We start from the raw sequence: 17917 nt of genomic DNA, 5'->3' as shown, positions 1-17917 counted from the left end.
CTCCCCTGCAGCGCCCGGCCTTTCGTCACGGCTTTCGTCAGCCGATCTCGCTGCGCTCGATGCGTAGCCAGCCCGCCACCATCGGCAGCGCTCCCCACAGCGCCACCGAGGTCCCGACCTGGAGCCAGCCCTGGCCGTCGAGGGCACCCTCGTACATCGGCACCGTCGTCGAGGTCAGGTCCAGCCAGTCGCGGACCCAGTCCAGCGCCCCGACCGCGTTCACCAGGATCGTGACCACGGTCGGCAGCACGAAGTACAGGACGATCGCCAGGGGCGAGCTGAGCAGCAGCATGCCGAACGCCACCCCGACCAGCACCGTGATCACCTGCACGATCACCACCTGGCCCACCTGGGCGGCCGACAGCGACCAGTCAGCCGCGTTCTCGGTGAACAGGGGCGTGAGCAGTGTTCCCAGCGCGGCGGCCACGGACGCGGCGGCGACCCCCAGCACGGCGAGGACCGAGGCGGCCAGCACCTTCGCCGTGAGCACGCGCGACCGGACGGGGACCAGCGTGAAGGTCGTCATCGCGGTCCGCTGCGACCACTCGCTGGTGACGAGCAGGATGCCGAGCACCGGCAGCAGCACGCCCACCGGAAGCTGCGTCGTCGCGAAGTAGCCGGCGAAGGTCCGGTTCGGGCCGTCGTCGAAGAACAGCTGCAGCAGGACGACGGCCAGCGAGGCGAGCCCGATGACGACCAGCAGCCAGAAGCCCGCCCGGGTGTCGTAGGACTTCCGCAGTTCGACCCGGGTGAGGGTCGCCAGCGACGGGGCGGCCGGCTCGGCCGCCGCCCGCCGATCGGGCGTCGCGGGAAGGGTGGTGGTGGTCATGCCCGGGCCTCCTGGACCTGCTGTGCGGCCGGGACGGTCCCCGCCGGTGAGCCTGCGGTGAGCGAGCGGAACAGCTCCTCGAGCCCCTCTCCCCCGGCGGGGCGCAGTTCGCGGAGCACCACTCCTGCGGCTGCGGCCGCCTCGCCGACGGCGTCCGCGGTCGCGTCGGTTACCAGCGCGTCGCCGGATCCGCCTCCCACGGCGATGCCGGCCGCCGCGAGGGCCGCCGCGAGGGCGGCGCGGTCCCGGGCCCGCACGAGCGTTCCGCTACCGGCCAACAGCTCCTGGGTGGTGCCGGCGGCCACGATGCGGCCGCCCGCGATCACGACGAGCTGGTCGGCGACCGCCTCCACCTCGCGGAGGAGGTGCGAGGAGAGGAGCACGGTGCCGCCACGGTCGGCGAAGCCCCGGAGCAGACCGCGCATCCAGAAGATGCCCTCGGGGTCCAGGCCGTTGGCCGGCTCGTCGAGGACGAGCACCTGCGGGTCGCCCAGCAGCGCCGTCGCCAGGCCGAGCCGCTGTCGCATGCCCAGGGAGTACTGCCGCAGCCGCTTGTCCGCGGGCCGCCCGGCGAGACCCACCTGCTCCAGCACCTCGTCCACGCGGGTGCGGGGTACGCCGAGCACCGCCGCGGACAGCCGGAGGGACTCCCGTCCCGTGCGTCCCGCGTGCTGAGCGCCGGCGTCGAGGAGGACCCCGACCGTGCGGCCGGCGTTGGGCAGGTCGCGGAACCGCCGGCCGCCGACCACCGCGCTGCCGCTCGTGGGGGTGGTGAGTCCGCACAGGGCCCGCAGCGTCGTGGACTTGCCGGCGCCGTTCGGCCCGAGGAAGCCGGTCACGGTGCCGGGCGGACAGGAGAAGGAGACGTCGGAGACGGCCACTTGGGCGCCGTACCGCTTGGTGAGGGAGTCGACCGAGATCATGGGCCGACCCTGGCGGCGACGGCCGGGCCCGCGCATCGGCCGGGCGGCCCTGCTCCACCGACTTCGGTATCCCCGCCCCGGGGATGGATCTCGACCTTGGTCGGTATCGATCGGCCGCCCGCGCTCGTAGCCTGCTGAGGTGAGCACCGCCATACGCCCCGTCAGTCCGCCACCCGGGGTGGAGCACCCCTCGCTGGTGCCGGCGTTGCTGCTGGCCGACTCGCTGTCCGGGGACCCCGCCGGCGGCGAGGCCCGCCCGGGCGGACCGGTCCGCCGAAGCGTGCGCGACTGGCTCGTCGACGGAGTGCTCTTCGTCGTCGCGGTCCTGTTCGGTCTGCTCGTCGTCGCCGAGGCCTGGAGCCGGCCGGACCCGCCGACCGACGGCCTGCTGTTCCTGGACCTGGTGGTCGGCTCGCTGGGCTGCGTCGCCCTGTGGGGACGGCGGCGCTGGCCCGTGGGCGTCGCGCTGCTGCTGGCACTCATCGGCACCTTCTCCGACATGGCCGGCGCCGCGGTGCTCATCACCCTCTTCACCGTCGCCGTCCACCGGCCCTGGCGGACGGTGGCGCTGGTGGCCGCGCTCAACGCGGCGGCCGCCGGCGTCTACGTCTTCCTCCGGCCGGACCCGGACCTCCCGGTCCCCGTCGTCGGGGCACTCCTGGTCGTGCTGACCGCCGCCGTCGTCGCCTGGGGCATGTTCGTCCGCGCGCGGCGGCAGCTCGTGCACTCGCTGCGCGAGCGGGCGGTCCGCGCCGAGGAGGAGCAGCGGCTCCGGGTGGACCAGGCCCGGCAGCTGGAGCGCACCCGCATCGCGCGCGAGATGCACGACGTCCTGGCGCACCGGCTGTCGCTGCTGAGCATGCACGCGGGCGCCCTGGAGTTCCGTCCGGACGCCCCACCGGCGGAGGTGGCCCGGGCCGCCGGCGTGGTCCGAGCCAGCGCCCGCCAGGCGCTGGAGGACCTGCGCGAGGTCGTCGGGGTGCTGCGGGACACCGCCGAGACGGGCGCCGAACGGCCGCAGCCCACCCTGAGCGACGTGCCCGCGCTGATCGAGGAGAACCGCCGGGCCGGCCTGCGGGTGCGGGCGGAGTACCGGGTCGCCGACCTGGCCTCCGCGCCGGCATCGGTCGGCCGGACCGCCTACCGCGTGGTGCAGGAGGGTCTCACCAACGCCCGCAAGCACGCCCCCGGCGCCGTCGCGACGGTCACCGTCACCGGCGGCCCGGGCGACGGGGTGACGGTGTGCGTCGCCAACCCCGCCGGCCTGGGTCAGGAACCGGACGTCGCGCTACCGGGCGCCGGGACGGGCCTGGTCGGCCTGCTGGAGCGGGTCGGGCTCGCCGGCGGCCATCTCGAGCACGGCTGGACGGCGGACAGCGACTTCCGGCTGCGGGTGTGGCTGCCCTGGGCGGCCGACGGAGCAGCAGCGTGACCGCACCGGTGCGCGTGCTCGTGGTGGACGACGACCCGCTCGTCCGGGCCGCCCTGGCCATGGTGCTGGGCGGCGCGGAGGGGCTGGTCCTGGTCGGGGAGGCCACCGACGGCGACGAGGTGGCCGCGGCGGTGTCCGCGACCGCGCCGGACGTCGTCCTCATGGACATCCGCATGCCGCGCACCGACGGTCTGACGGCGACCGAGGAGCTCCGCTCGCGGCCGGGTGCTCCGGAGGTCATCGTGCTGACCACGTTCGACGCCGATGCCTCCGTGCTGCGTGCCCTGCGGGCCGGCGCCAGCGGGTTCCTGCTCAAGGACACCCCGCCCGCGGCGATCGTGGCGGCCGTCCACCGGGTCGTCGCCGGGGAGCCCATGCTCTCCCCCACCGTGACCCGCCAGCTCATGAGCCACGTCGCATCGGCCGACGCTGCGACCGGGGCCGACGACGGCGCCGCCCAGGCCCTCTCCCTGCTGGCCCGACTCAGCGAGCGCGAACGGGAGGTGGCCCTCGCCGTGGGCCGGGGGCTGTCCAACGCCCAGATCGCCGCGGAGCTCTACATGAGTGTCGCAACGGTCAAGGCGCACGTCTCCCGCCTGCTCACCAAGCTCGAGGCGGCGAACCGGGTACAGGTGGCGCTGCTCGTCCACGACGCCGGCCTCCTCTGACACCGATGAGTTCCCGGGGGCGTCGGCGTCCTCAGGAGGGAACCGCTCCCCCAGAACTGGAGGCACCATGCCGTCGACCATCCGGCCGATCATCGTCAGCGAGGACCTGGAGCGGCTGCGCGCCTTCTACACCGGCCTCTTCGACGCCCACGAGGTCGTGCGGATGCCGGAGGACGGACCGGCCTTCTACGTGGGCCTGGCGTGGGAGGACGCGGAGCTGGGGCTGACGACGGGCTCCGGTGCGCCGCCCGGGAAGCCCGGCCGCATGCTGCTGAGCATCGAGGTGGCCGACGTCGAGGCGCTGCTGCCCACGGTCGAGGAGCTGGGTGGTTCACCCGGCGGCGGGGCCAACGACATGCCGTGGGGGCAGCGAGTCGCGCACATCACCGACCCGGACGGCAATGCGGTCAACCTGACGCAGCAACTCTGATCAGCGGGCCGGACGGTCCTCGTCGTCCGGTACGCGCGAGAAGGTGGCCAGGGAGCCGTTCTTCGCGAAGGCCGCCCAGAGGTTGGATCCGACGACCGCTACGCCGGCGACGCACCACAGGATCAGGAAGGCCAGTCCCCCGCCGTCCTGTGCGGCCCCGCCGTCCAGCATGCGGACGAGCCCGAACACCAGGATGGCCGCGCCGATCACGGCGCCGAGGACCGCGACGGGCTTGCTGGGCCGGTACCGGTAGTTGCTCACCGGGCGATGCTGGCACGGCGGCCCGTCGGAACCCGCGGTCCCACTCGATCGTGGAGGCGTTTCCGCTGGTGCTGCCGGGTAGCGGAGCTCGCATGACCGATCAGCGACCCGACACCGACGAGCGAGGCGAGCCGGCCGGCACGCCCTCCCCCGGCCCGGACGACCTCATCCAGAAGCCCGCGACGCCGGGCAGCGACGACGACGGTCCGACCGCCGTCCCGGGCGCCTACGAGGCCGACGACGCCGAGCAGGAGCGCGGAAAGGCGGTCAAGCCCGGCAACTGACCCGTCAGCGGCCGGAGACCGCGACCCGCAGGCCGAGCGCGATGAGCACCGAGCCGCTCACGGCCTCCAGCCGGGTGCGGATGCGCGGCCGTCGGAACCACGCACCCGCGCGCGCCACACCGGCGGCGAGCGCGAGGTAGAGCCCCGTCTCCAGGGTCACCTGCAGCAGCCCGAGCACCGCCGTGGTGGCGAAGACCGGTCCGTCGGCCGGGACGAACTGCGGATAGAACGCGATCATGAAGACTGCGGCCTTCGGGTTGGCCAGCTGCACCACGACGCCCTCGCCGAACGCCGACCACCAGCGCCGTCGGCCCGGAGGCGGGGCCGGTCCGGGCTCGATCCGGCCCCCTCTCCCCCGCCACGCCGCCCGCAGCGCCCGGAGGCCGAGGACGAACAGCACCGCGGCACCCACGATCCGCAGCACCAGGTAGGCGACCTCCGACGCCGCCACCAGCGCCGCGAAGCCCGCTCCGGCGAGGAGCGCCCAGACGTACAGCCCGGCCTCGAGCCCGAGCACCGTCGGCACGGCGCCACGCAGACCCCGCAGGGCGGCACGGCGGACGATCAGCGCCATCGCCGGCCCGGGCGAGGCGGAGATCAGCAGCACGGCCAGCAGGAACGCCGGCAGGGAGACGAGCAGGTCCACACCCGCAGATTGGCACTCCGCTCCCCCGCCGTCGAGCGACTATGACCGGTCGCGGAAGCGCCGTCCCTCGAGCCACCAGCCCAGCCGCGCGGTGATCCACGGCAGCAGGGCGTAGGTCATGATCGGCGTCAGGGTGAGGGTCACGGCCGCCACCCGCAGGACCACCGGGACGTCGTCCAGCAGCCGGCCCAGGGTGAGCGTCGCCAGCAGGTTGAGCGGGAAGAAGACCAGCCAGATGGTCGTCGCCTGCTTCCAGCGGGGCGGCGCCGGCCGGGTCACCGGAGCGCTCACCTCCGCCGCGACCGGGGCGTCGAACCACCCCTCGATGCCGGTGCGCCGCTCGGTGCGGGTCACCTCGGCCAGGCCCTGTCCCGAGCGCAGCCACCACTGCCGTTCCGGCGAGGAGTCCCACGCGGCCAGCGACCGCTGGTCGGCGAAGCGGCAGAGCATGTGCCACTCGTCGGCGTCCCCGCGCGGACGCACCCAGCCGCCCCCCAGGAATCCCGGGAAGCCCTCCGCCATGCTCAGCCCGGCGCGGATCCAGGCGGTCATCTCCCGCGCGTGACCGGGATCCGCGCGTCGCGTGAACGACACCGTGACCGGGAGGTCCTGCGGCAGGACGGGGGTCGGGGTGCTCACCGCTCCAGGATCGCGGCCCGCGGGCTCCCCGTCGTCCCCGATCGGGTGTGAGTCCGGCCGCAGTGCGACACGCTCCGCTCCCCCGGGTTCCCCAGGCAGGTGCGGTTGACTCGGTGCCGTGGACGTCGTCGGCCGGTTCTGGACCCGCGTCACGGTCACCGTCCCCGACCTGTCCCTCACCGTCCTGCTGCTCACCGCGGCGGTCGCCCTGGTGCTGATCCTGCACCCGGTCACCTGGCGGGCCACCCGGCACGCGGTGACGATCGCGCACGAGGGGGCGCACGGGCTGGTCGCCCTGGCGGCCGGCCGGCGACTGGCGGGCATCCGGCTGCACTCGGACACCTCCGGGGTCACCGTCTCCGCGGGACGGCCCACCGGGCTCGGCATGGTGCTCACCTGTGCCGCCGGCTACACCGGACCCGCGCTCTTCGGCCTGGGTGCGGCGGCCCTGCTCGACGCCGGGCACGCGATCGGTCTGCTCTGGGTCCTGCTGCTCCTGCTGGCGCTGCTGCTGGCGCAGATCCGCAACTGGTACGGGCTGTGGTCGGTGCTGGTCACCGGCCTGCTCGTCCTCGCCGCGACCTGGTGGCTGCCGCCCGAGGGCCAGGCCGTGTTCGCCGCCGGGGCGACCTGGTTCCTGCTGCTCGCCGCACCGAAGACGGTCCTGGAGCTGCAGGCCAAACGCCGCCGCCGCGGCGGCGCACCGGACTCCGACGCCGACCAGCTCGCCCGCCTCACCCCGTTCCCGGGGCTGTTCTGGGTGGGCGTCTTCCTGCTGGTCGACGTCGGGGCGCTCGTGCTCGGTGCCCGCTTGTTATTCCTCTGACCGGCCCTCCTGCAGGGGCCCGCCGCGAGCTCGCGAGTGGCGGGGGGCAGGGGGGTCCTTCCGCTACTTCCGGGCGCGGCGGCGCGGTCCGAGGCCCACCGGCTGACGGACCGGCTCGACCTGCGGGGGCGGCGGGATCTCCAGCACCAGGTCGGAGTGGTCCACGGTCACCTGACGGCCGTGGTGGCGGATGTCGAGCGGTTCGCCGTCCTCCAGCCGGTAGGTGGCGCACTCGTGCGTGACCGTCACCGTCAGCTTGCGGCCCCGGTAGACGACGCGGAAGCGCATGCGGGTGATCCGCTCCGGCAGCCGCGGGCCGAAGGTGAGCTCACCGTTGTGGTCGCGCATTCCGCCGAACCCGGCGACCGCGACCGTCCAGCCCCCCGCCAGCGACGCGATGTGCAGCCCGTGCCCGCTGTTGTGGTGCAGGTTCTGCAGGTCGGTGAGCGCCGCCTCGGCCCAGTAGTCGTAGGCCAGCTGCAGGTGGCCGGTCTCGGCCGCGACGACGGCCTGCTGGCTCGCCGACAGCGACGAGTCCCGCGTCGTCCGCTCCTCGTAGTAGGCGAAGTTGGCGATCTTCTCCTCGAGGGTGAACGCATCGCCCCGCAGGTGCAGGGCCATGACCAGGTCGGCCTGCTTCACCACCTGCTTGCGGTAGATCTCGAAGTACGGGTAGTGCAGCAGCAGGGGGTAGTTCTCCATCGGCGTGTTCGCGAAGTCCCACTCCTCGTGGTGGGTGAACGCGTCGGACTGCATGTGCACGCCGCGCTGGGTGTCGTAGGGCACGGCCATCAGCGAGGCGGCCCGCAGCCAGACCTCCACCTCGTCGCCGGTGACGTCCAGGCGGCCCGCGACGTCCGGCTGCCGCTTGACCGCCTCGGCGGCCTCGCGCAGGTTCCGCTGCGCCATGAGGTTCGTGTAGACGTTGTTGTCGACGACCGCGGTGTACTCGTCGGGCCCGGTGACGCCGTCGATGCGGAAGCCGTGCTCGGTGTCGAAGTGCCCGAGCGACGCCCACAGCCGGGCGGTCTCGATGAGCAGCTCCGCACCGAAGTCGCGGTCGAAGTCGTCGTCGAGGGTGGCGTTCCAGTAGCGGACGACGGCATCGGCGATGTCGGCGTTGATGTGGAAGGCCGCCGTGCCCGCCGGCCAGTAGCCCGACGTCTCCTCGCCGCGGATGGTCCGCCAGGGGAAGGCCGCTCCCCGGCGGCCCAGTTCCCGCGCCCGCGCCCGCGCCATCTCCAGCGTCGAGTGCCGCCACCGGAGCGCGTCGCGGACCGCGTGCGGTGCGGTGTAGGTCAGCACCGGCAGGACGTAGGTCTCGGTGTCCCAGAAGGTGTGCCCGTCGTAGCCGGGACCGGTGAGCCCCTTCGCGGGGATCGGCTGCCGCTCGGCGCGCAGCCCGGACTGCAGGACGTGGAACATGCCCACGCGCACGGCCTGCTGCAGCTCGTCGTCGCCCTCGATCTCGACGTCGGCCTCGTCCCAGTGCTGGTCCAGGATCTCCCGCTGCTCGCGGGCGAGACGGTCCCAGCCGGCCAGCTTCGCCGTCGCCAGGGCGGCCTCCACCTGGTCGCGCAGGGCCGCGCCGGACCGGCGGGAGGACCAGCCGTAGGCGAGGAACTTGACCAGCTTCAGGCTGCCGCCCTGCGGGATCCGCGCGGCGAGCGTGTAGCGCGCGAGGTCGCCGGAGGCCTCGATGTCCTCGGTGCTGCTGTCGGGGATCTCGATGACGTGGTCCATGCCGGCCGCCATGCGCAGCTTGCTGCGCTTGGTCTGGTGCACGAGGACCGCACGCCGGCCGCGCCCGACCGCCTGCTCGCACGTCAGAGGCTTGGCCAGGGCCGCGGCCGCCCGCGGGTCGTCGTCCCCGTCGCTGTGCACCGCCTCGTTGGCGAGCAGGTCCGACTGCAGGGCGACGTAGAGGTCGCCCAGGTCGTCGGTGAGCTCGACCTTGTACTCGATCGCGGCGATGGAGCGGCGCGCGAGCGACACCAGGCGGGTGCTGGTGACCCGGACCGTCCGGCCACCCGGCGAGCGCCACTCGGTGGACCGGCGCAGCACGCCGGCCCGCAGGTCCAGGGTGCGCGTGTGGTCGATGATCTCGCCGTACTCGAGGTCCAGCGGCGAGTCCTTCACCAGCAGCCGGATCAGCTTGCCGTCGGTGACGTTGACCATCGTCTGGCCCTGCTCCGGGAAGCCGTAGCCGGCCTCCGCGTAGGGCAGCGGGCGCTCCTCGAAGAAGCCGTTGAGGTACGTGCCGGGGACGACGACGGGCTCGCCCTCGTCGAACGATCCGCGCATCCCGATGTGGCCGTTGGTCAGTGCGAACACGGACTCGTGCACCGCGAGCGAGGCGTGATCGAGCCCGACCTCGGTGAGCGACCAGGGCTCGATGGGGAAGGTCGCGCGGCCCTCCGTCATGCCCGGTCCCCCAGCAGCTCCGCGAGGTCCTGGACGACGACGTCCGCACCCTCGGCCGCCAGCGCGTCGGCCTGGCCGACGCGGTCGACGCCCACGACGTAGCCGAAGCCGCCGGCCCGGCCGGCGGCCACCCCCGACAGCGCGTCCTCGAAGACCACCGCGGCCTCCGGTCCCACCCCCAGCAGGCGCGCGCCGGCGAGGAAGGTGTCGGGCTCGGGCTTGCCCCGCAGGCCGTCCCGCGCGGCGACGACACCGTCGACGCGGACGTCGATCAGGTCGGCGAAGCCACCGGCGGCGATCACCTTCTCGCCGTTCGCGGACGCGGTCACGACCGCGGTCGGGATGCCGGCCTCCTTGACGGCGCGCAGGTAGTCGACCGAGCCGGGGTAGACCTCGACACCGTGCTCGTCGAGCTCGCGCAGGACCATGTCGTTCTTCCGCGTCGAGAGGGCCTGCACCGTCGCGGCGTCCGGCGGGTCACCGGCAGCGCCCTCGGGCAGCGTGATCCCGCGGCTGGCGAGGAAGCCGCGCACCCCGTCGGCCCGGTGCTTGCCGTCGACGAAGCTGTTGTAGTCGAGCTGGCTGAACTCGGGCTGGTCGGGGTGGTCGCGGCGGAGGAACTCGTCGAAGGTCCGCTTCCAGGCGGCGAAGTGGACCGTCGCCGTCCGGGTGAGGACGCCGTCGAGGTCGAAGAGGCACACGCGGATCGAGTCCGGGAGGCCGAGGGGTCCGGGAACGGGCACGCGCGCGACGCTACCGGCGGGACGCATCGTCCACGTGTCGGAACCGCTGCAGGCGTGCAACGCCGATCGCCGAGGAGCGCGCCCGGGGCTGCGTGCCTAGGGTCGCGGCGGGAGCCGCACCGTGCGAACCGAGCCCGTCCGAGAAGAGGAGAGCCCGCCATGGCCGACCGGCCGCTGACCTACGACCCCTACGAGCACCTGCCCAGCGTGCCGTCGTTCACCGTCACCAGCAGCGACTGCGCCGACGGGGCGACGCTGGCGATGCCGCACGTCAGCGGGGTCATGGGTGCCGGTGGCGAGGACCGCTCCCCCCAGCTGAGCTGGTCGGGCTTCCCCGAGGGGACGAAGAGCTTCGCCGTCACCGTGTTCGACCCCGACGCGCCCACGGCCAGCGGCTTCTGGCATTGGGCGGTGGCCAACATCCCGGCGTCGGTCACCGAGCTGTCCAGCGGCGCCGGCGACAAGGACGCGCCCACCCTGCCGCAGGGTGCCCTCCAGCTGCGCAACGACAGCGGCTTCGCCGGCTACGTCGGGGCCGCTCCCCCGTCGGGCCACGGTGCCCACCGGTACTTCGTGGTCGTGCACGCCGTCGACACCGAGGCCCTCGACGTCACCGCCGACACCACGCCTGCGGTACTCGGGTTCAACCTGTTCTTCCACACGCTGGCCAGGGCCACCATGGTGGTGACCTACGAGGAGGACTGATCGCCATCGCGCGCGCACGCCGCGTCAGGGCCACGGAAACGGTCCATGAACGGTGAAGCATCCCCCCGTTCCAGGGGGACGATGGGGACATGGCGTCCGCCAGCGCTCCCCCGGTCGGCCGCGCCCGTGCGGTGCGCCGGCGGGTGCTGCTGTCGCTGAGTCTGCTCTCGCTGGTCGTAGCCGGGACGCTGCTACCGCACGACCGGCGGGCGGCGGCGGGCGGTCCGCCCGCCGCCCAGGTCGTCCCGGCGGTGGTGGCGGCCTATCCCCCGCTCGGGACGCTCGCGGTGGTGGTCGCGAAGCAGCAGGTCCCGGTCGACGGGCTGTCCGTCCGGGCGGCGGAGGCGCGGAGTGCCCGGCTGGCCGCCTCCACCGCCGGTAACGCGGCGGCCGACCGGCCCTTCCCCACGGCGTCCATGGTGAAGCTGTTCATGGCGGAGGACATCCTGCACCGCGCGCGCGCCGGCAGGCTCGTGCTGCGCCCCGACGACCCGGCGCTCCTGCGGGAGATGATCCGCAGCTCCGACGATCCGGCCGCCTCGGAGCTGTGGGTCCGCTACGGCGGCGGGCAGATGGTCATCGACGTCGCCCGGCGCTACCGGCTCACCGGCACCGCTCCGCCGCAGGTGCCCGGTCGATGGGGCGAGGCGACGACGACGGCGAGGGACCTCGCCAGGTTCCTGGCGACCCTGCCCTCGGCAGCCCATCCCGACGACGCCGGCGCCCTGCTGGGGTGGATGCGCGAGGCCACGCCGCTGGCCGCCGACGGCTTCGACCAGCGCTTCGGGGTCCTCGGGACGGCGCCGCCGCAGACGGCGGTCAAGCAGGGCTGGATGTGCTGCGTCGGCGGCAACCGGCACCTGCACTCGGTGGGGATCGTCGGGCACCGCGTCGTCGTGCTGCTCAGCGAGGTGCCCCGCGGGACGGGCTACGACGACGCGTGCGGCGCACTGACCGCTGCGGCGTCCGCCGTCCCGGCACCCGCCGGGCCCTGAACCCGGCTCAGCAGGAGGGGCTGCGGTCGGCGACGGCGGAGGTCGCCAGGCGGGCGAAACCCACGCGCTCGTACACCCGGGCGACGTCGTCGTCGCCCGCGGCGAGGAAGACCGTGTCGGCGGTCTCGGTCGCGTGCGCGGCGAGCGCCGAGGCCAGGCCGGCGCCCAGACCCCGGCCCCGCAGCCGCGGCGAGGTCGCCACACCGACGATCTCGCTGACCTCGGTGCCGTCGACGTCCACCGGCTGGTGGGAGCCGACGGCGACCGCCTCGCCGTCGTCGACCGCCACCATCATCACGGTGCGCCCCGAGGCGATCCGCTCGCGCAGCGCCCGGGTGCGCGCCCGAGCCGTCTCGGAGGTGTCGAGCGGCACGTCGTGCACGTCGGCGGGGCCGCCGGGATGGGCGAAGGCCGTGGCCGCCACCCGCTGGTAGTGCGGCAGCTCCGGGTCGTCGGCGCCGACGACGTAGAGCCGCACCCCGACGGGCAGGAGCAGTTCGACCGGGTCGACCGCGACCAGCAGCGGCAGCTCCTCCACCGTCAGCCCGGCCGCCCGGGCCGCCGCGGCGGTCCCGGGCGAGCGCTCGGGCACCCACTCCAGGGCAGCGGGCAGTCCTGCCTCCTCCTGGAGGGCCGCAGCCGCGCGCACGTCGTCGGCCGTCACCGGCCCGCCGTCCCGGCGGGGCCGTGCGGGATAGGGCCACGCCGGGTCACCGATGGGGACGTCGAGTGCGCCCACCGCCTCGATCCGCGCGTCCGGGAGCGGAGCGGCGGCGAAGTAGCGCTCGATGCACTCGAGCAGCCCCGGTCGGGTCGGCACAGCGAAACCCTAGACGCGCGGGGGCTCTGCGTCCGCCTGCCGTCCGTCCGGAGGGCCTCCCCCACCCGCCCGGGTGACCCGGAGGAACGGGAGCGGCCGACCGGACGGCACGATGGGCGCGTGACGGCCGGTCCGAGCAGCTCCATCTCGCCCTACGCGGTGTTCGACCGCGCCTCGTGGCGCGCGCTCGCCGCCGGGTCGCGGCTGCCCATGGACGAGGCCGAGCTGCGCGAGCTGGCCAGCCTGGGTGACCGCATCGACCTGGACGAGGTGTCCACGGTCTACCTGCCGCTCGCCGAGCTGCTCGGCCTGCACGTCGCCGCCAGCCGCCGGCTCTGGGCCGCGCAGAGCGAGTTCCTCGGCAACACCACCGCCAAGGTCCCCTTCGTCATCGCGGTGGCCGGCAGCGTCGCCGTCGGCAAGAGCACCACCTCGCGTCTGCTGCAGCACCTGCTGGCGGCCGCACCCGGGGCGCCCCGGGTCGACCTGGTGACCACCGACGGCTTCCTGCTGCCCAACGCCGTCCTGGAGGCGCGCGGGCTGCTCGGCCGGAAGGGCTTCCCGGAGAGCTACGACCGTCGTGCGCTGGTCCGCTTCCTCGCCGACGTGAAGTCCGGCCGCGACGAGGTGTCCGCGCCGGTGTACGACCACCAGGCCTACGACATCGTCCCGGGAGCGCGGCAGGCCGTGGACCGGCCGGACATCCTGGTCCTGGAGGGGCTCAACGTGCTGCAGGCCGGGGGCCGCGCCGACGGGACGGCGCCCCAGGTGTTCCTCTCGGACTTCTTCGACTTCTCCGTCTACGTCGACGCTGCCGAGGGCGACATCCAGCGCTGGTACGTCGAGCGGTTCCTCGCGCTGCGCCGGACCGCCTTCCGCGACACGACCGCCTACTTCCACCGGTTCGCCGAGCTGACCGACGACCAGGCCCGCGAGACGGCGCTCGGCATCTGGGGTGCCGTCAACGGCCCCAATCTGCGGAGCAACATCGCGCCCACCCGGTCGCGGGCCCGGCTGGTCCTGCAGAAGTCGGCAGACCACTCCGTGCGCCGGGTCCTGCTCCGCAAACTCTGACCGCCCGGGGATCGGACACGCCGCCCGCGAGCTGGGCGGACGCCGCTCCGGCCGCGGACGTATGGCAGGACCTGCCGACTCGTTGGGGTGATCTGGTGACCCACTTCACTCCGGGATGCTCCAGTTCGCCCGCACACTTGCCGAATCCAGTGAGTAGACGAGCGCGTTGCGTGACTACGGAGCGGCTCGTGGATACCGGACGAAGAGGAAACACCATGTGCCACCACCCCAGGCCCTGTCCCGAGGTCACCAGCGACGCGCGTGACCTCGCCGCCGTCGTCAGCAGCCACCCCGAGCAGGGCTGGCGCCTGCTGTGCAACGGCGTCGTCCTCTTCGACGACGACGGCGAGCTGCTGCCGGATGGCAGCGCCGTCCCCGACCACCACACCTGGCTCGCCCCCGCCTGAGGCTTCAGGCCGTCCCGGCCTCCCGCGCGGCCTGCTCCAGCCGGTCGCGGTAGCGCGCCCACCAGTCCTGGTCGGCGCCGTCGGGGAGGTTGTCGTTGCCGGGTCGCAGGCCGGCGGCGCCGTCGATCAGCTCCCGCACCACGTCGGCGTGACCGGCGTGCCGGTCGGTCTCGGCGATGACGTGGACGAGCACGCGGTGCAGCGTCACCGAGGCGCGGTCGCCGGGCCACCAGGGCACCCGCCCCGGAGCATCCAGCGGGAGCGCCGCGATCGTGGCGTCCGCATGTGCCCACGCGCCGCGGTACATCCCCACGATCTCGTCGCGTGACTCCGCCGCGGTCGCCCACATGTCCCAGTTGGGGTCCGAGCCGTCGTCCTCGATCCAGCCGACCGCCTCGGGCACCGGCCGGCCGAACGTCTCCCCGAAGTAGCCGAGCTCCACATGGGCCAGGTGCTTGACCAGGCCCAGGAGGTTCGTGCCCGTCGCCGTCATCGGCCGCCGGACGTCGTACTCCGACAACCCCTCGAGTTTCCAGAGCAGCGCGTCGCGGGCGCTCTGGAGATAGCGCTGCAGGTCGGCCTTGGCGTCCGGGCTCGTCATGGTCGACACCCTGCCAGCCTCCCCCGACGCTTCCGCAGCGGCGCTCAGGCCTGGGCGCCCACCACGTCGGCCGTCGTCCCCATGTCGTCCGGGGCGCCCTGGCCGCGGCTGGGCACCGAGCCGTCCACCGCCGGCGCGTGCGTCCCGAAGTCGTGCTCCTCGAACGCCTCGGGCGGCGGGCACGCGCACACGAGGTTGCGGTCGCCATAGGCCTGGTCGATCCGTCGGACGGGGCTGAGGTAGCTGCGGCCCTGCAGACCGCGGACCGGGTACACCGCGGTGGTGCGCGGGTAGGGCCGCTCCCACTCCCCCGCCAGCATGGCCAGCGTGTGCGGGGCGTTGCGCAGCGGGTTGTCGGTCGTGTCGTACTCGCCGGTCGCCACCTTCTCGATCTCGGCGCGGATGGTCACCATCGCCTCGACGAACCGGTCGAGCTCGGCCTTGCCCTCGCTCTCGGTGGGCTCGACCATCAGCGTGCCGGCCACCGGGAAGCTCATCGTCGGGGCGTGGAAGCCGAAGTCGATCAGCCGCTTGGCGATGTCGTCGTTGGTCACGCCCGTCGCCTTGGTGAGCGGCCGGATGTCGAGGATGCACTCGTGGGCGACCAGCCCACCGGCGCCGGTGTAGAGCACCGGGAAGGAGTCGCGCAGGCGCACGGCCAGGTAGTTCGCCGCGAGGATGGCGTGCTCGGTGGCCTTCAGCAGGCCGTCGGGGCCCATGAGCCGGACGTAGGCCCACGAGATCGGCAGGATGCCCGCGGAGCCCCAGGGTGCGCCGGACACGACCGGGCCGGAGCTGCCGGTGTCGACGAGGGGGTGGCCGGGCAGGAACGGCACCAGGTGCTCGCGGACGCCGATCGGCCCGACCCCCGGGCCGCCGCCACCGTGCGGGATGCAGAACGTCTTGTGCAGGTTCAGGTGGCTGACGTCGGAGCCGAACCGCCCCGGCTTCGCCAGCCCCACCATGGCGTTGAGGTTCGCGCCGTCGACGTAGACCTGGCCACCGGCGTCGTGCACGGCCCCGCAGATCTCCTGGATGTCGACCTCGAAGACGCCGTGCGTCGACGGGTAGGTCAGCATGATCGCGGCCAGTCGGTCGGCGTGCTGGGCGACCTTCGCCCGGAGGTCGGCGACGTCGACGTTGCCCGCCTCGTCGCAGGCCACCACGACCACGCGCATCCCTGCCATGACGGCGCTGGCGGCGTTGGTGCCGTGCGCCGAGCTCGGGATCAGGCAGACGTCGCGCTGGTCGTCGCCGCGCGAGCGGTGGTACCCGCGGATGGCCAGCAGTCCGGCGAACTCGCCCTGCGACCCGGCGTTGGGCTGCACGCTGACCTTGGCGTAGCCGGTGACCTCGGCCAGCGCCGAGCACAGCTCGTCGATCAGTTGCGCGTAGCCGCGCGCCTGCTCGGCCGGCACGAACGGGTGCAGGCCGGCGAACTCCGGCCAGGTGATGGCCGCCATCTCGGTCGCGGCGTTGAGCTTCATGGTGCAGGACCCCAGCGGGATCATCGTCCGGTCGAGCGCGAGGTCCTTGTCGCTCAGGGCCCGCAGGTAGCGCAGCATCGCCGTCTCCGACCGGTGCGCGGAGAAGACGGGGTGGGTCAGGAACTGCGTGCGGCGCCGGAGGTCGGCCGGCAGCGCGTCCGCGCCCTCGTCGTCCAGTGCCGCGTCGTCCACGGGAACGCCGAAGGACTCGGCGACGGCCCGGAGGACCGCGGGGGTGGTCGTCTCGTCGCACGCCACCTGCACGGTGTCGGCGTCGACCTGCCAGAGGTTGATCCGGCGCTCCGCCGCCGCCGCGACCACCTCGGCCGCGCGGCCGGGGACGGCCACCCGGAGCGTGTCGAAGAACTGCCCGTGGACGATCCCCAGACCGCCGGACCGGAGCCAGCCGGCCAGCACGGTGGCGCTCCGGTGCACCCGGGCGGCGATGGCCGCCAGCCCCTCGGGCCCGTGGTAGACCGCGTAGGCACCGGCCATGACGGCCAGCAGGACCTGGGCGGTGCAGATGTTGCTGGTCGCCTTCTCGCGGCGGATGTGCTGCTCGCGGGTCTGCAGCGCCAGCCGGTAGGCGACGTCGCCGTCGGCGTCCACGGAGACGCCGACCAGGCGACCGGGCAGCTGGCGGGCGAGTCCCTCGCGGACCGACAGGTAGCCGGCGTGCGGACCGCCGTAGCCCATCGGGACGCCGAAGCGCTGGGTGGTGCCGCAGGCGACGTCGGCGCCCCACTCCCCCGGCGCCTCCAGCAGCGTGAGCGCGAGCAGGTCGGCGGCCACGACCACCGCGGCGCCGGACTCGTGCGCGGCGGCGGCCAGCGCCCGGTGGTCTCGGACGGCGCCGCTGGCACCCGGGTAGGAGAGCAGCACACCGAAGGCACCGGCCTCGGGCAGGTCGGTCGGCCAGCCGGCCGACAGATCGGCGACGTGCAGGCGGATGCCGAGCGGTTCCGCGCGGGTCCGCAGGACGCCCAGCGTCTGCGGGAGGGTGTCGGCGTCGACGACGAAGACGGCGTCGGCCTTCGCGCGCCCGGCCCGGCGGACCAGGGTCATCGCCTCCGCGACCGCGGTCGCCTCGTCGAGCATCGAGGCGCCCGAGACGTCGAGGCCGGTCAGGTCGGCGACCATCGTCTGGAAGTTGATCAGCGCCTCGAGCCGGCCCTGGCTGATCTCCGGCTGGTAGGGCGTGTAGGCGGTGTACCAGGCGGGGTTCTCGAGGACCGTCCGCTGGATGACCGGCGGGGTGAAGGTGCCGTAGTACCCCAACCCGATCATCGAGGTGTGGACGTCGTTGGCGGCGGCCCGCTCGCGCAACGCGGTCAGGACCGCGGCCTCGTCCTGGGCTGCGGGAAGGTTCAGCGGGGTCCGGTCGCGGACGCCCTCGGGGACACAGGCGTCGACGAGGGACTCCAGCGTCTTGTGGCCCACCACCTCGAGCATCGCCGCCGTCTCCGCCTCCCGCGGCCCGATGTGCCGGGCGGCGAACCCACCGGAGGGGTTCAGGGAGGTCAAGGACGGGAGCGACCCGGTCAGCGGCGGGAGGGTCTCCCCCACCGGCCTGCCCGCGGTCTCAGCACGGTCTGCCACTGCATGAACGCTACAACACTGTCGTCCTTCCGGACGACACCGATCAGCAGCCGTACCCCATGACGTGGCGCCGCTGCATCACGCCTGCGCGGACCCCTCCGGGGCCCACTCAGCGTGTTCGAGC

Annotated in this window: 19 protein-coding genes; 9 read left to right on the top strand and 10 right to left on the bottom strand. The window is 73.9% G+C overall.

All coding sequences use genetic code 11. The features are described from left to right. Positions 1–37: 37 nt before the first annotated feature. Positions 38–829 carry an ABC transporter permease gene (locus CRP30_RS06995; protein WP_097183264.1) on the bottom strand — a complete coding sequence of 264 codons (792 nt, stop codon included), beginning with the start codon at positions 827–829 and terminating at the stop codon, positions 38–40. Next, the gene (locus tag CRP30_RS06990) at positions 826–1752 is read right to left on the bottom strand and encodes an ABC transporter ATP-binding protein (RefSeq protein ID WP_097183263.1); all 927 of its coding nucleotides are present in this window, start codon (positions 1750–1752) and stop codon (positions 826–828) included. Before CRP30_RS06990 ends, CRP30_RS06995 begins: the two co-directional genes overlap by 4 nt. Positions 1753–1891: 139 nt before the next feature. On the opposite strand from CRP30_RS06990, the gene CRP30_RS06985 reads away from it, so the two are divergent. From CRP30_RS06985 to CRP30_RS06975, 3 genes are all read left to right on the top strand, one after another. Continuing rightward, the gene (locus CRP30_RS06985; protein WP_235003236.1) at positions 1892–3184 is read left to right on the top strand and encodes a sensor histidine kinase; all 1293 of its coding nucleotides are present in this window, start codon (positions 1892–1894) and stop codon (positions 3182–3184) included. Then, complete coding sequence (locus CRP30_RS06980) at positions 3181–3852, top strand: response regulator transcription factor (protein ID WP_097184024.1); 672 nt, start codon at positions 3181–3183, stop codon at positions 3850–3852. Before CRP30_RS06985 ends, CRP30_RS06980 begins: the two co-directional genes overlap by 4 nt. 67 nt (positions 3853–3919) lie before the next feature. Beyond that, on the top strand, positions 3920–4282 hold the full coding sequence (locus CRP30_RS06975) for a VOC family protein (protein WP_097183262.1): 363 nt from the start codon (positions 3920–3922) through the stop codon (positions 4280–4282). Here the strand turns inward: CRP30_RS06975 and CRP30_RS06970 are convergent, their stop codons facing one another. Further along, positions 4283–4543, bottom strand: a complete 261-nt coding sequence (locus CRP30_RS06970) for a hypothetical protein (RefSeq protein ID WP_097183261.1) — start codon at positions 4541–4543, stop codon at positions 4283–4285. A 92-nt stretch (positions 4544–4635) separates the two neighbouring features. Between CRP30_RS06970 and CRP30_RS06965 the strand changes: the two genes are divergently transcribed. Next, complete coding sequence (locus tag CRP30_RS06965) at positions 4636–4827, top strand: hypothetical protein (protein ID WP_097183260.1); 192 nt, start codon at positions 4636–4638, stop codon at positions 4825–4827. A 4-nt stretch (positions 4828–4831) separates the two neighbouring features. On the opposite strand, the gene CRP30_RS06960 is transcribed toward CRP30_RS06965, so the two are convergent. Both CRP30_RS06960 and CRP30_RS06955 read right to left on the bottom strand, forming a co-directional pair. After that, the gene (locus CRP30_RS06960) at positions 4832–5473 is read right to left on the bottom strand and encodes a LysE family translocator (RefSeq protein ID WP_097183259.1); all 642 of its coding nucleotides are present in this window, start codon (positions 5471–5473) and stop codon (positions 4832–4834) included. 39 nt (positions 5474–5512) lie between these two features. Beyond that, positions 5513–6112 carry an antibiotic biosynthesis monooxygenase gene (locus CRP30_RS06955; protein WP_200814595.1) on the bottom strand — a complete coding sequence of 200 codons (600 nt, stop codon included), beginning with the start codon at positions 6110–6112 and terminating at the stop codon, positions 5513–5515. Between the two features lie 118 nt (positions 6113–6230). Here CRP30_RS06955 and CRP30_RS06950 point away from each other — a divergent pair, with 118 nt between their 5' ends. After that, positions 6231–6938 carry a M50 family metallopeptidase gene (locus CRP30_RS06950; RefSeq protein ID WP_097183258.1) on the top strand — a complete coding sequence of 236 codons (708 nt, stop codon included), beginning with the start codon at positions 6231–6233 and terminating at the stop codon, positions 6936–6938. Positions 6939–7001: 63 nt separating this feature from the next. Here CRP30_RS06950 and CRP30_RS06945 read toward each other — a convergent pair whose 3' ends face one another. Both CRP30_RS06945 and CRP30_RS06940 read right to left on the bottom strand, forming a co-directional pair. Beyond that, the gene (locus CRP30_RS06945; protein WP_097183257.1) at positions 7002–9362 is read right to left on the bottom strand and encodes a glycoside hydrolase family 65 protein; all 2361 of its coding nucleotides are present in this window, start codon (positions 9360–9362) and stop codon (positions 7002–7004) included. Beyond that, positions 9359–10105, bottom strand: coding sequence for an HAD family hydrolase (locus CRP30_RS06940; protein ID WP_235003235.1), 747 nt, complete (start codon positions 10103–10105; stop codon positions 9359–9361). Before CRP30_RS06940 ends, CRP30_RS06945 begins: the two co-directional genes overlap by 4 nt. A 159-nt stretch (positions 10106–10264) precedes the next feature. Between CRP30_RS06940 and CRP30_RS06935 the strand changes: the two genes are divergently transcribed. Further along, positions 10265–10810 carry a YbhB/YbcL family Raf kinase inhibitor-like protein gene (locus tag CRP30_RS06935; protein ID WP_097183255.1) on the top strand — a complete coding sequence of 182 codons (546 nt, stop codon included), beginning with the start codon at positions 10265–10267 and terminating at the stop codon, positions 10808–10810. A gap of 89 nt (positions 10811–10899) precedes the next feature. Beyond that, a complete protein-coding gene (locus CRP30_RS06930) occupies positions 10900–11805 on the top strand; it encodes a serine hydrolase (protein ID WP_097183254.1) in 906 nt (301 codons plus the stop codon). A gap of 7 nt (positions 11806–11812) precedes the next feature. Here the strand turns inward: CRP30_RS06930 and CRP30_RS06925 are convergent, their stop codons facing one another. After that, positions 11813–12625, bottom strand: coding sequence for a GNAT family N-acetyltransferase (locus CRP30_RS06925; protein WP_097183253.1), 813 nt, complete (start codon positions 12623–12625; stop codon positions 11813–11815). Positions 12626–12745: 120 nt separating this feature from the next. On the opposite strand from CRP30_RS06925, the gene coaA reads away from it, so the two are divergent. Together coaA and CRP30_RS06915 are read left to right on the top strand one after the other, a co-directional pair. Beyond that, complete coding sequence (coaA, locus tag CRP30_RS06920; RefSeq protein ID WP_097183252.1) at positions 12746–13699, top strand: type I pantothenate kinase; 954 nt, start codon at positions 12746–12748, stop codon at positions 13697–13699. Between the two features lie 215 nt (positions 13700–13914). After that, positions 13915–14106, top strand: coding sequence for a DUF5999 family protein (locus tag CRP30_RS06915; RefSeq protein WP_097183251.1), 192 nt, complete (start codon positions 13915–13917; stop codon positions 14104–14106). Between the two features lie 4 nt (positions 14107–14110). Here CRP30_RS06915 and CRP30_RS06910 read toward each other — a convergent pair whose 3' ends face one another. Together CRP30_RS06910 and gcvP are read right to left on the bottom strand one after the other, a co-directional pair. Further along, positions 14111–14707: a DinB family protein gene (locus CRP30_RS06910; RefSeq protein ID WP_097184022.1), complete on the bottom strand. Its 597-nt coding sequence runs from the start codon at positions 14705–14707 to the stop codon at positions 14111–14113. Positions 14708–14751: 44 nt separating this feature from the next. After that, positions 14752–17793 (bottom strand): aminomethyl-transferring glycine dehydrogenase, encoded by a 3042-nt coding sequence (gene gcvP / locus CRP30_RS06905; protein WP_235003234.1) that lies wholly within the window; start codon positions 17791–17793, stop codon positions 14752–14754. Positions 17794–17917: the final 124 nt, after the last annotated feature.

The organism is Blastococcus haudaquaticus (genome assembly GCF_900230285.1).
GTDB lineage: Bacteria > Actinomycetota > Actinomycetes > Mycobacteriales > Geodermatophilaceae > Blastococcus_B > Blastococcus_B haudaquaticus.
This window is presented reverse-complemented; position numbering and strand designations above follow the sequence as displayed.

Coding starts and splice junctions, on each gene's coding strand:
- CRP30_RS06995 (WP_097183264.1), bottom strand. CDS start 829: ATGACCACCACCACCCTTCCCGCGACGCCCGATCGGCGGGCGGCGGCC.
- CRP30_RS06990 (WP_097183263.1), bottom strand. CDS start 1,752: ATGATCTCGGTCGACTCCCTCACCAAGCGGTACGGCGCCCAAGTGGCC.
- CRP30_RS06975 (WP_097183262.1), top strand. CDS start 3,920: ATGCCGTCGACCATCCGGCCGATCATCGTCAGCGAGGACCTGGAGCGG.
- CRP30_RS06965 (WP_097183260.1), top strand. CDS start 4,636: ATGACCGATCAGCGACCCGACACCGACGAGCGAGGCGAGCCGGCCGGC.
- CRP30_RS06945 (WP_097183257.1), bottom strand. CDS start 9,362: ATGACGGAGGGCCGCGCGACCTTCCCCATCGAGCCCTGGTCGCTCACC.
- CRP30_RS06935 (WP_097183255.1), top strand. CDS start 10,265: ATGGCCGACCGGCCGCTGACCTACGACCCCTACGAGCACCTGCCCAGC.
- CRP30_RS06930 (WP_097183254.1), top strand. CDS start 10,900: ATGGCGTCCGCCAGCGCTCCCCCGGTCGGCCGCGCCCGTGCGGTGCGC.
- CRP30_RS06915 (WP_097183251.1), top strand. CDS start 13,915: ATGTGCCACCACCCCAGGCCCTGTCCCGAGGTCACCAGCGACGCGCGT.
- CRP30_RS06910 (WP_097184022.1), bottom strand. CDS start 14,707: ATGACGAGCCCGGACGCCAAGGCCGACCTGCAGCGCTATCTCCAGAGC.